Genomic DNA, 12,710 nt, shown 5'->3' on the forward strand with positions numbered 1-12,710 from the left:
CCAAAATAAGCCCTAAACCAAATCTAAGCCTAATCGGTCAACAATCCTAAGCCCCTCTCTAAAAAAGCCCAAGATTTACCCCCCATAAAATCAAGCCCAAACCAAAGTTTTACCCATCAATGTAATAAACCTTTTTCTTAGACTTCTTTTCTTTCTTTTTCTTTGATTTTTTGGACTTAGATTTTTTCTTGCCACCTTCGACTATAGAGCGTGCTACGGCGTTGCCATCTTTGTCGGTTACATAGTCGCTCCCGCCAAACCAATACGCGTATTTGAAGTTCAAAGTCGTAGTTACGCCATTAAACCAGCCTTGATATTTTAGCTGTTCGTCTGGGGTGTTGTTTTTGGCAAATGTGCTTGCGTAGAAAAGCCCATCATAGCCGAAACTTAGTTCGTGGTTTTTCTTTATCATCCAGATAAAGTCAAACGCAAAATTCCCATACACCGCAGGGAGCGTAATGATACGATTTTCATCAGGTGGGGTTGCTATTTGCCCGCTACCATCTAGCTTTGTTTCCGTGTGGAGTGGCAAAGTCTGCTTGTTTAGGACATTATATTTTATGCCTAGTTTTAGGTTTGTGCGAAATTTATTCCCCCACATTTTGTAGTAGCGCATACTAGCAGAGATAGCAGGCAAATGCCAATAAGTATTTGTCGTTCTCTCGTGCGGTCCAAAGGCTAAGTGTCCATTATTACCCTCTGGTTTATTGATACCCGTAGGCAAAGCAGCTAGCATATCATAGCTTAGTCCTACTGCGGGGCTTAGGTAGCTATTTCGCTTGTATTGATAAAAAGTAACCCCACCATTTACTTCTGCTCCCACATTCCATATTAGCGGTGTTTCTACGCCTTTTGCGGTTGAGACTAGCTTTAGGTCAAAGATACTATCCGCAGCAGACATTAGCATAGGCAAATCAACCCCGCCCCGAATATTTACTTTGATAAACCCTTCCCACACTTTCGCAGGCACAGAGAATGTTTTGAAATAGTTTAGCCCTGCTTGGAGGCTATGGGTTTGCAATCTAGTATCATTGGTAAGCATTTTTGTATCGATATTTGCAAACTCATATCCCACATACCCGCCAAATATACCATTTGCCCTCAAATTTCTTTGTGTGCCAAAGAGTGCGCCACCTGCATATTCCATAGCCTGTGAGCTACCAAAATCTACATAGCTATGTGTCGCATAAGGCAATGCAAAAAATCGCCAATCCCTACGCCCAGTGTATGGGATAAATATCGCATCTAGTTGGTCTATCAATTCAAAATTATTGTAGCCCTTATCTAGATTTTGCCCTTTAGACTGCTCTAGGGTTAGCTTTGCTAGCTTTTCGCGCACTTTATCGACTTTTTTGGTATTTTTGCGCGTGGTTTTGGAGAATTTAGAGCTACGATTTGTAAGGCGGCTCATATCGTATTGAAGCAAGCGAAGTTCTACTTCTTGGTTGTAATACCTATCGCTATGGAAAGTCTTTGTCGTCATCGTATCTAGGATATTTTGCGTCATAGCATTACGGCGCATATTTGATAGAGCGATGGCACGATAAGCATTTGAAGTGTAGCTATTTCTAGCATCTGCGCGTAGGTAAAATGTCTTATTATCTTTCCATATTATCTCTGTGTCGGTTGAAGAGATGATATTTGCACGAGTTAGATTCTGTCCTTTTGCAGTGCTACCTGATACGACTAGATTTTCTAGTTTGTATTCATTGCCGTCATTTTGGGCTTGATTGCCACCTACGCTTATGGAAAATTTTGCATTGTTATTAAAAGACACAGTAGTTGCGCTTTTAAAATACATTCTCTGTCCGTCATTTGTCTTGCTATTCCAACTATTAGCGTCCTTAGATATGGTTATAGTGTTTTGACTCATATCGCCTATGGTGGCATTGGCGATGGTTGGGGTTATATTTAAAAATAGCTCATTACCCAGCCTAGCACCATCTAGCGTGAGGTTTGTGATAGTGCCTGCATTTAGGCTAGATAGTTGCCCACCTCTTAGGCTAAAATTTGAAATCGTGCCACTAGATGAAATGCTAGAAATCGTAGAATTTGATAAATTGACATTTTGCCAATTATTAAGCACAAGGTTATTTATTCTTGTGTTGGTTGCGTTTAGGGTTTTGCTACTAGCAGAGCCTCCTAGTGTTAGGTTAAGATTGCTAGCATTTACATTATTCATATCTAGCCTATTGCGTTGATTATTAAAATTTGCCATCGTAAGTGAATTACCACCAGTGATGGTTAGATTGCTAAACTCGATGGTGTAAATTGGCGAATTAGCATCAGTCCAACCCCACCAAGTATTACCTGTATAGTTTGTCAGCATACCCACACTCTCAGAGCCATTACAAAGCAGGGTATGGCTAGTATAAAAAGTCCCACTTTTTGTCCCACACCACGCCGCCGCGGTATCTATGCTAAGGCTAGCTAGAATCGCACTTGTGGCTAGGGACAACGCTAGGCGTTTTTTGGGCTTGGTGGTTTGAAAAGCCCCCTCCCTTGCGGAGGGGGTTTGGGGGTGGGTGTCATTGCGAGATTCTGCGCGTAGCGTAGAATCGTGGCAATCTATTTTGCTTATTCTGCATTGTGGATTGCCACGCAAAAATTCGCTTACGCTCTTTTTGCTCGCAATGACGGAAGCAGAATCATTGCCTATAATGTCAGCGGTGGAATCTAAAGAAACCCACCCCCTAGCCCCCTCCGCAAGGGAGGGGGTTTTTGCTTCGGCTAACGCCTCGCAACCCGTTGGGTGAGGGTGGGTGTCATTGCGAGATTCTGCAACTTTGTCAAAAGTTGCAGAATCGTGGCAATCTATTTTGTCTATATTGCATTGTAGATTGCCACGCTCACTGCGTTCGCTCGCAATGACGGAAGCAGAATCATTGCCTATAATGTCAGCGGTGGAATCCAAAGATACCCACCCCCTAGCCCCCTCCGCAAGGGAGGAGGAAACAATGCCATTGCAAGATTTTACATTGTCGTCATTGCGAGCGCAACTTGTTGCGCGTGGCAATCCAAAATAAGCCACCTCCCTTGCGGAGGGGGTTTTTGCTTCGGCTAACGCCTCGCAACCCGTTGGGTGAGGGTGGGTAGATTTTGCATTAGCAAAATTTGCAATCTTGTCATTGAAAGAATTTGCATTGCCGTCATTGCGAGAATTTGCGCTAGCAAATTCGTGGCAATCTATTTTGCTTATATTACATTGTGGATTGCCACCCTCACTGCGTTCGCTCGCAATGACGGAAGTGGAATCCTTACCAACAATGACGGAAGTAGAATCGTTGTCCACAATGTCGGCGGTGGAATCTAAAGATACCCACCCCCTAGCCCCCTCCGCAAGGGAGGGGGGACAAGAAGTGTGCAAATCCGCAATGGAAGCGGAAATCTTGTCATTGCGAGATTTTGCAACTTTTTCATAAGTTGCAAAATCGTGGCAATCTATTTTGTTTATATTACATTGTAGATTGCCACCTATGTTTTTTGTCGTGGATTGCCACGCGTTGCGTTGCAACGCTCGCAATGACAATGCGGAGCTAAAAAGATTTAGCGCGGAGTTACTCTCTCTCTCTCTCTCTCGTTAAGAGATTGTTTGAGACATTCATTTTTGGGGTTAAACATCATTGTGTTCTCCTTATTTTGGCATTTGTTTCATTTTGTAAAAAAACAAAACAAGCAAATGATAGACTAATAAACATTAAACAAACCTTAAACGAAACCCAAAAAATGCCAAAAAATCAAAAAAAAAAAAAACGGCGAAAATTTGTGGGGTTTTTTGGGATTTTTTAGGATTTTCAATAATTTAAGATAGATTTTTGCAATATTTTTTTGGTTTTTAATAAAAAATAAAAAAAGATTTTTATGAAAAATTGTAAAAATCTATGATTTGAAACTAGAAAAAATTAGATTTTGCTAGTTGATTTTATGGATTGCTAGAATGCACAGAATCGATATATTTGCCATCAAAGCAGGCTTGGCAGTAGCTATTTTTGCTACTTGTATGTGGTTTGTCATCATTTAGGCATTGGGTATCATCGATACTTCTTGCCAAACCATCAAGCGATAAAAATCCCAAATAATCCGCCCCGATAAATTGCCTCACTTCCTCTATGGAGTGATTGGCACAGATTAGCTGGGTGATTTGTGGCGTATCTACGCCGTAGTAGCAGGGGCTTATCGTGGGGGGAGAGGATATGAGCATATAGATTTTGTTTGCCCCGCTTTGTCGCAAAATCTGCACGATTTGCTTGCTAGTCGTCCCGCGAACGATAGAATCATCTATCACAATAATATTTTTTCCTTTGATAAGGCTTGCATTTGGGTTTAGTTTTAGCTTGACTTTTAGCTCGCGCGCGCTTTGCGTAGGCTCGATAAAAGTGCGCCCCACATAGTGATTACGGATAATGCCTAGCTCAAAATCTATGCCACTTTGTTTGGCATAGCCTAGTGCTGCTGCCACGCCAGAATCAGGCACGGGGATAACCATATCCGCTTTTAAGCTATGCTCTTTGGCAAGCTCTATGCCTAGCTTTTTGCGCACGGCATAGACATTTCTCCCAAACACATTGCTATCAGGGCGGGCAAAATAAATGTATTCAAATACGCAGGGAGCGGGCTTGGCAGTGGCAAATCGGTAGGATTTGTAAGTGGGGGTTTGGCGTGTTTTGTTTTGTTTTTGTTTGGTAGAATCTACGCTAGATTTTGCATTTTTGTCGTTTTTTTCGCGCTCAAATACAAGCATTTCCCCCGCTTCTATATCGCGGATAAATTCCGCTCCGACTAAGTCAAACGCGCTACTCTCACTAGCTATGATATAGCTTAGTGTGCCGTCTTTGTTGTTGATTTGCCCTAGACTTAGCGGTCGCAAGCCATAGGGGTCGCGTATGGCAAACATTTTTGTGCGAGAGAGAATCACAAGCGCATACGCACCATCAATCTTGCAGATGGATTCTATGATACGCTCTTGTAAAGTGGGCTTGCTAGATTTTGCGATAAGGTGGATAAGCACTTCGGTATCAAGATGGCTTTGGAAAATCGCCCCGCCTTGCGTTAGATTTTCGCGCAGAGAATCTGCGTTTGTTAAGTTGCCATTGTGCGCTATGGCAATCGCGCCTAATGAATATCGCGCATAGATTGGCTGGCATTCGTTTATGCTATCTTCGCCTGCGGTGGAGTAGCGATTGTGTCCTATGGCATTGTGTCCTTTGAGTGAGGATAAAATCTCTGGGGTAAAAACACGCGTAACAAGCCCATCTCGTTTGTGCAGTGAAATTTTTTCATCATCGCTTACGGCGATTCCGCTTGCTTCTTGTCCTCTGTGCTGCAAAGCAAAAAGGCTATAATACGCCAAAATCGGCGCATTTGGCGCGCCAAAGATTCCAACTACGGCGCATTTTTCGTTTAATTTTTGGGGTTCGTTTATGGGGTGGGTTGTAAGGTGGTTTATAGATTTTGTGTTTTGTGGATTTTGTTTGCGTGGCATTGAATGTCCTTAAGTTTTTTGGTTTGATTTAAGAGGATTTTTTGGCTTTGTCTGCGGTGGTGGAATCGCTTGTAGAATCTTTTGCAGAATCTTTTGTGGATTTTTTTGCAAAATCATTTGTAGAATCTGTGGATTTTTGAGGGGTTGTATCTGCTTGGTTTGCAGTATTTGCGGTATTTGCGGTGTTTGTGTGGCTTGGGGGATTTATAGGGCTTGAGGGATTTATAGGGAGGTTGCAAAAGCTCTCTACTATGCAGTTTTTTATGGTGAAATAATTTGTCTTTGTGCCTTTTTCATCTTCCTCGTGGTGATAAGAAATGCTAAAATTTTGCGCATCTAGCGTGTTTTTGATGATATACATTCCTAGCCCAAATCCTTGTGAATTTGGCTTGGCGGAATCTTTAAAATACGGCTTAAAATATTCCTCAAATTCCATTTTTAAGGCGTTTCCGTGATTGGAAATAATCAAATCTAGCCCGTTAGATTCTACCTCTACTTTGCCATCAAAGCTGTATTTGATTCCATTGTCGATTAGATTTTTTACCGTTAGGCAAAATAGCTCAAAATCCGCTTTTATGATTTCATTTGGTGCTTTGTTGTGGATAGGGTTGTTTTCGGCATTGTCGATGAGTAGCATTTTTTGGACGGCTTGCATTAAGTCGTTTAAGAAAAATTCGCTTTTTTTGAGGTTGTAATTTTTGGAGGATAGTTGTTCGATTTTGGCAAACTCATCAATCAATGCGTTTAATCGCTCAAATACGGAGGTGAGGCGGAGTTTTTGGGTTTTGTTGCGCACCATTTCTGCGGTGATTCGCCCCTTTGTGATAGGCGTTTTTAGTTCGTGCATTATGGAGCGCAAAAACAGCGTGCGCGAAGAATTTAGCGCGCTAATGCGCTTGATAGCTTTGTCAAATTCGCTTGCAAGCTCGCCTATCTCATCTTTTTGCGGGATTTCACACTCTACGCTAGAATCCCCTTTGGCAAATCTGCGAATCTGCCTGCGCAAATGAATCATAGGCAACAGGCTTTTTATCACAAGCACAAAGAGAAAGATTAAAACCATTGAGCCAAAAAGTATGATTAGGTAGTAATTTACATAAAAATTTCGCAACGAATCTTTGTAGAGAAAGACTTCATTTTCGCTCGTAAGCAAGATATACATATCGTTGTTTAGCTCGATAGATTTGAGGTATATGCCTTGCGTGTCATAGAGGATTTTGGTGGTGTTTAGTAGATTTTTTTTGAGGCTGTTGTCATTTACTTGTATAAATCCCATTTCTTTTAGGTAGATTTGGATAGCGTCTAGATTTGTCTCTTTGGAAATAATGTGGTTAAAGATGATACTTACGCGCTCATACCGTTGTCTTTCGTTGTCTATGGCGTATCGCTCGGCTTGAAATCGCAAAAAATAAAACGAAAAGGCAAAAAAACTCCCCAGCGCAAACAAAAACAAAATGGTGATTTTAAAAAAGATTGAATGCTTCATAGCATTACGCTCCATTTGTCATTTTTGTCGCTTTAGGGATTGTCGTTGGCTTGGCGTCTTGCTTGTTGTAAATCTTGCAAACATACAAGAATGGTAGGCAAGACGGGCGGGCAAGTCGGTCAAGATGTAGGGTAGGGCGACAAAAAAGCCACAAATAACAACGGCATAAAAAACCGCCATAAAATCTAGCTAAATCTAGCAGAATCCAAAAATGCAGAATCCGACAATATAGAATCAAAAAGCGAGATTTTATGCTTTGCATTTTGCGTTTGGCTTTTTGTGGATTTTTGTCTGTGATTAAAATTCTAGCTTGTAGCCCACACCGCGCACAGATATGATATGTCTTGGCTTTTTGGGGTCGTCTTCGATTTTGGCACGCAATCGCCCGATGATGACATCTATGCTTTTATTTGAGCTTTCGGGGTTGATTGATTCAGACTCGATGGCAATCGCTTCGCGTGAAAAAACATTGCCTTTTTTGCTAATGAGTAGCGTCAAAATCTCATATTCTGCACGCGTGAGTTCTAGCTTTTTGTCGTGGTAGTAGATTTCACGGCTATTTTTTTCTATGTGGAATATTGGATTTGGTTCTTTTGCTTCATCGCGCCCAGCTTTTGAGTGGTATCTGCGGAGTAGGGATTGGATTCTAGCGAGCAGTTCTTTTGGGTCATAGGGCTTTGGCAAGTAGTCATCTGCGCCGTTTTCTAGGGCTTTGACTTTGTCATCGACATCGCTTCTTGCAGAAGAAATGATGATTGGCATATTTTTTTGCTTGGCTACGCGCTTGCAGACTTCAAGCCCATCTAGATTTGGCAATGTCAAATCTAGCAACAGCAAGTCAAAATGCTTCGCGCTTATCGCGCTCATTCCCGTGTATGGCTCATCATAGCTTGTTACCTTGATATTGTGTGATTGTAGGTATTCGCTTAGGATTTCGGATAATTCTACATCATCTTCTATCATCAGCACTTCAAGCGTCCTATCAGGGTAGTTTAGAAGTTCGTCATTTTCTTCGCCATTTTCTGCAATATCATTTGCCTCAATGCCATTTGCTACAACGCCCTCTGCTACAATGCCTTGTGCCACTATATCTTGCGTGGTGTTTTGTGTGTTGTTTTCTTCAGTTTTCATTTGATACCTCTTGTGAGAGAAAATTTGCTAAGCAATCGTAGCAAAATCTAGCTTAAATAATAGCTAGCTTGCAATAAAATAATGAAAAATATGTCAAAAATAAGACAAAAATCCACGCAAAATGCAAAAAACGCCAAAAAAACACATAAAAAAAGAAAAAATGTAGCAAAAAGAAGTCAAAGAGAATCTAAAAATTAAGCAAAAGAAAAGCCTCCCAAATCTTAATCTAAGATTTTAGGAGGCTTCTAAATCAAGGAGTTTTATGAAAAAATCATTTCAAAAGCGTATCTCTAAGCAATTCAAACACTCTAATCAAAATCTTAGATTCCAAAAAAAGAGTTTTGCTAAGATTGCTTAAAAAAGGCTCTTGCTGGAGGGGGAGCAAGAGCCAAAGTAACGGCTGGCGTGGAGGGGGTTAAGCCAACCGCTACTGCCATAAAGGCAAGGGGAATTTTATCGCAAAATTAGTAAATAAGATTAAAAAAAATACATTAAAAGTAAAAAATGTAAAAACAAATGAGCATAAAATAATCCGCACAAACAAAGCCAAAAAAAACCACAAAAACATTTTGCAAACGATTCAACGATTCTAAAAAAAAAGCACGCTATGTCGCGCTTGTCAATGTGCTACCACAAACAAACATACAAAACATACAAAACACGCAAAACACAAAAATCAACGAGCGCAAAATCACGCCAAACCTCACGCAAAGGCATTTTTTTGAAAGTGTTTGATTTTGGAGGTTGTTTCTGTTTTGATTACATTTTGATTCCACTTTGATTTTGTTTTGTTTTTTTTTACAGATTAGCAGATTTAGCGGATTTTGATTTTGCAAAATCTATTTTTTATTGCTTTTTAGAAAATCATCAAGCAAGCATAATTCATATTGCAAAAAATTCACTACCAAGTCAAGTTTTTCTTTAGAATCCTGCATTTGTGGCATTTTTAGCCCCTCAAATAGCACGAGCAATTTTTCCCTTAGCATTTCCAAAAATTCTATATTTGACGGGCTAAATACCGCATCTTGTGGCGCAATCACTTTGCCTGAAGTCGTCTTGCTAGATTGTATTTTTAGCAGTGGTTTTGCCAAATCTTTGCTAAGTCTTGTTGGATTTGTGCTATTTGTCGCATTTGATGATGCCAAGCTAGATTCTTTTACTTCCTTAGATTCTAGCTCATTGCTTGCGTTTAGATTGTCTTTTAGCGCGTTTAGATTCTCGCTTAGCCTAGCATTTAGGCTGATTTCATTATCGCTTGTTTGCTCGCTATTTTCCGCAGAATCTTTTTTGGGTAGATTTTGCGTTGCATTGTCGTGCGCTGCGCCATTTTCCACTTCATCAAGGGCTTGTAAGATGAGATCTTTTAGTTCCATTGTAACAACCACTTTTCAAGTTTTTGATAATCGCTAGCCGTTCTTGCATTTACAAAAAGTTCTAGCTTGTCGCGATTTAGCCCGCTAAAATTGTGCTTTTGTGTCTTTAGTCGCACAAGGGCTGCGCTTGCTTCCATATTGTTTGGGTCTTTTGCCAAAACCCCCTCATATATCATCATCGCTTCTTCTTTGTGTCCCTGTATCTCATAGATACTTGCCAAAGTGTTGGTTTTAAATCCCATCTCAAACTCCTTACAATAGCATTAAATTTTGGTTATTTTACAAAAAATTACGCTTTTTGGATTGTGCTATTTTGCAAATTTTGCGTTATTTTGCAAGTATTTCTGCGATTTTATCGCCCATTTCTTGCGTGCTACATATTTTTTTTGCACCAAATTGGGCTATGTCTTTGGTGCGGTATCCTGCTTTTAGCACCTCTTGTATGGCTTCTTTTATCGCGTTTGCAGGCTGTGGCAACCCTAGCGAAATCTCTAGCATCATCGCCGCGCTTAAAATCGTGGCGATAGGATTTGCGATATTTTGCCCAGCTATATCTGGCGCAGAGCCGTGAATTGGCTCGTATAGCCCGATAGATTCTCCCACACTAGCACTTGGGAGTAGCCCTATTGAGCCTGTGATTTGGCTAGCTTCATCGCTCAAAATATCGCCAAAAAGATTGCTTGTGAGGATAACATCAAATTGCTTTGGCTCGCGCACAAGCTGCATACTTGCGTTATCGACATATTGATGGGTTAGCTCCACGCTTGGATAGGATTTTGCCACTTCATTTACCACTTCACGCCATAGCTCGCTTACTTCAAGCACATTTGCTTTGTCGATTGAGCAGAGTTTGTTGCGCCTAGATTTTGCTAGGGCAAATGCCTTGTGGGCTATACGCTCTATCTCATCGCGTGTGTAAATCATCGTATTATACGCTTTGTTTGCTTCTTTTGCTCGTGGCTTGCCAAAATAGATTCCGCTGATTAGCTCGCGCACGATTAGCAAATCTACGCCTTTGATGATTTCAGGCTTTAGCGGACTAGAATCTAGCAATTCATCAAACACCATCGCAGGGCGCAAATTTGCAAACACCGCTAGTTCTTTTCGCAATGCCAAAAGCCCTGCTTCTGGGCGTTTTGGCTTTGGTAAGTTTTCCCATTTTGCCCCGCCTACCGCGCCAAAAAGAACCGCACTAGAATCTAAACAACCCTTTATCGTCTCTTGTGGCAATGGCTCTCCACACTCATCATACGCTACGCCACCCATCAAATACTCGCCATATTCTAGGGTAAAATCAAATTTTTTTTGCGCGACTTCTAGGACTTTGATTGCTTCCGTGATGATTTCATCGCCTATGCCATCGCCCCTTATCACAGCGATTTTGTGGATTTTAGATTCTGCTTTCACTTTGTTTTCCTTAGTTTAGATTTTAGTTTGTAGCTTTTTTTAGCTTTAGCCATTTTTTCTTAGCCAATCTTTTGCAAACGCCATAAGCCCACCACTTTGCAATAATGCGTGCATAAATTCTGGGATTTCTTTGTAGGCAAATGATTGGTTTGTGGTTAGATTTTGTATTATGCCTTTTTGCGTGTCTATGCGGATTTTATCGCCCTCGTTTATGTGATTTACTTCGTTAGATTCTAGGATTAAAAGCCCCATATTAAAGGCATTTCGATAAAAGATTCTAGCAAAGCTAGGGGCTATCACGCAGGCAATCCCTGCGGCTTTTAGCGCGATAGGTGCGTGCTCCCTGCTACTGCCACAGCCAAAATTCTCCCCCGCGACTATAATGTCGCCTTTTGAAATTTCGCTAAAAAAATCTGGGCGCGCATCTTCCATAATATGTCTTGCTAGGATATTTTCATCGCTTGTGTTTAGGTAGCGAGCGGCGATTATGACATCTGTGTCGATATTATCGCCAAATTTCCACGCCTTACCCTCGATGATTTTTTGGATTTGCTGATTTTGGATTTTTTGGATTTGCGAATCGCTAACAGAATCTATCTTATTAAAATCTGCTTTTTTAGAGTCGCTGATAAAATCTTTTTTTGCTTTTTTTGTAGAATCTTGGCTAGACATTTACTTTTCCTTTTTTGTGTTGTTGCGATTTGTTGCGGTGCATTTGTTGCGTTGTGAAAAATGCTGAAATTATATCATTTTGTGGCTAGAATCTTGGCTAGATTCTGCGCTTTATCTCGCCTTTTTTGGCAAGTGAGTAGAGCATTTTTTTGTGTGATTTTTGGGCTAGATTGAAATCAAAATCAAACACAGGCTCTTTTTTGATAGGCAATTTATTGTCTTTAAAAATTTTGCCATAGCCTAGCGAAACGCCGACAAATAGGTTTGTCCCCGTGCTTTTTATATATTTGCCCTGCAAGATATATAGACTTAAAAATGGCGAAATGCTAAGGTTATTAAACAGCACCGTGTCAAGTCGCAAGTTTAGCTCCATTTCAAAATTTGGGTCGCGCACTCTTGGGTAGTTGCTAAGCAAGTATTGGCGATAATATAGCCCGCTAGCAAAATCTACCCCATCTCTAAAGCTGTATTTTAGCTGGATTCCACTCTCTAGCCCCATACTTTGCACTTGGTTTTTTATGTCGCTAAAATCATCTTCGCCAAAAAGACTTAAATGCAGGTTTTGGATATATTTGCTATCAAAAAGTCGCGCCCCTAGCGATAGTCGCAGGTATTTTTTGCGATAGGGGAGATTTGGGCTGGGGGTAAATTCACTTTGCAGGCTAAGGCTTGCAAAAGGTCCTATTTCCCCGCCTAGTTTTTCGCCTCCGCGTATGTTTTCTAGCTTCCAAATGCGCTGGGTGTAGCCTGTGGATAGTAGGATTTTATCATTGGTTTTGTTGCTTACTCTTGGGGTGTTTTTGGTGGCAAAGACTACGGTTTGTCCGTATTCTGCGAGAAGTGAGCTAAACCATACAAAAGATTGCGAGTAATAATCCGCTAAAAGTTTGCTATATGATTGGAGGACTAGTTGAGAACTACCGCTTAAACGGCTATTTGCAAAGCTAGCGTATTGCTCTTTGTTGCCTACTTGGGTGGTGGTAAAGTTTAGTGAGATTCTGCTTAGCTCGATTTTCCAGCCTATGCGCTCGGTATCGACATCTAGATTTTCGTAGTCTTTTTTGCTAAGCTCCGCGCTAGCGCAAAATGCGACTTCTAGCGCAAAAAGAGATAATAAAAAAAGAAAGCGCAAAAGAATTTACCTAAAATATTGTGCTAA

General features: G+C 40.9%; 9 protein-coding genes. All 9 read right to left on the reverse strand.

Going from position 1 to position 12,710, the window contains the following annotated elements:
• Positions 1–109 precede the first annotated feature (109 nt).
• Positions 110–3,529, reverse strand: coding sequence for a hypothetical protein (locus ACWIUO_RS08970; protein WP_454177561.1), 3,420 nt, complete (start codon positions 3,527–3,529; stop codon positions 110–112).
• 393 nt (positions 3,530–3,922) lie between these two features.
• On the reverse strand, positions 3,923–5,482 hold the full coding sequence (gene purF, locus ACWIUO_RS08975) for an amidophosphoribosyltransferase (RefSeq protein ID WP_454177562.1): 1,560 nt from the start codon (positions 5,480–5,482) through the stop codon (positions 3,923–3,925).
• 28 nt (positions 5,483–5,510) lie between these two features.
• On the reverse strand, positions 5,511–6,968 hold the full coding sequence (locus ACWIUO_RS08980; protein WP_454177563.1) for an ArsS family sensor histidine kinase: 1,458 nt from the start codon (positions 6,966–6,968) through the stop codon (positions 5,511–5,513).
• A 297-nt stretch (positions 6,969–7,265) separates the two neighbouring features.
• A complete protein-coding gene (gene arsR, locus ACWIUO_RS08985; RefSeq protein ID WP_454177615.1) occupies positions 7,266–7,931 on the reverse strand; it encodes an acid response regulator transcription factor ArsR in 666 nt (221 codons plus the stop codon).
• Between the two features lie 1,007 nt (positions 7,932–8,938).
• Entirely contained in the window at positions 8,939–9,472 is a 534-nt protein-coding gene (locus tag ACWIUO_RS08990) for a CiaD-like domain-containing protein (protein WP_454177564.1), read from the reverse strand.
• Positions 9,463–9,714: a hypothetical protein gene (locus ACWIUO_RS08995; RefSeq protein WP_454177565.1), complete on the reverse strand. Its 252-nt coding sequence runs from the start codon at positions 9,712–9,714 to the stop codon at positions 9,463–9,465. Before ACWIUO_RS08995 ends, ACWIUO_RS08990 begins: the two co-directional genes overlap by 10 nt.
• Before the next feature lie 85 nt (positions 9,715–9,799).
• The gene (gene leuB / locus ACWIUO_RS09000) at positions 9,800–10,879 is read right to left on the reverse strand and encodes a 3-isopropylmalate dehydrogenase (RefSeq protein WP_454177566.1); all 1,080 of its coding nucleotides are present in this window, start codon (positions 10,877–10,879) and stop codon (positions 9,800–9,802) included.
• A 45-nt stretch (positions 10,880–10,924) separates the two neighbouring features.
• The gene (locus tag ACWIUO_RS09005) at positions 10,925–11,551 is read right to left on the reverse strand and encodes a 3-isopropylmalate dehydratase small subunit (RefSeq protein ID WP_454177567.1); all 627 of its coding nucleotides are present in this window, start codon (positions 11,549–11,551) and stop codon (positions 10,925–10,927) included.
• 97 nt (positions 11,552–11,648) lie between these two features.
• A complete protein-coding gene (locus ACWIUO_RS09010) occupies positions 11,649–12,683 on the reverse strand; it encodes a hypothetical protein (protein WP_454177568.1) in 1,035 nt (344 codons plus the stop codon).
• Positions 12,684–12,710 lie beyond the last annotated feature (27 nt).

The sequence above is a fragment of the Helicobacter sp. T3_23-1056 genome (genome assembly GCF_053654535.1).

Excerpts from the sequence above, each read along its gene's own strand:
- purF (WP_454177562.1), bottom strand. The coding sequence starts at position 5,482 with ATGCCACGCAAACAAAATCCACAAAACACAAAATCTATAAACCACCTT.
- ACWIUO_RS08980 (WP_454177563.1), bottom strand. The coding sequence starts at position 6,968 with ATGAAGCATTCAATCTTTTTTAAAATCACCATTTTGTTTTTGTTTGCG.
- arsR (WP_454177615.1), bottom strand. The coding sequence starts at position 7,931 with ATGATAGAAGATGATGTAGAATTATCCGAAATCCTAAGCGAATACCTA.
- ACWIUO_RS08990 (WP_454177564.1), bottom strand. The coding sequence starts at position 9,472 with ATGGAACTAAAAGATCTCATCTTACAAGCCCTTGATGAAGTGGAAAAT.
- ACWIUO_RS08995 (WP_454177565.1), bottom strand. The coding sequence starts at position 9,714 with ATGGGATTTAAAACCAACACTTTGGCAAGTATCTATGAGATACAGGGA.
- ACWIUO_RS09005 (WP_454177567.1), bottom strand. The coding sequence starts at position 11,551 with ATGTCTAGCCAAGATTCTACAAAAAAAGCAAAAAAAGATTTTATCAGC.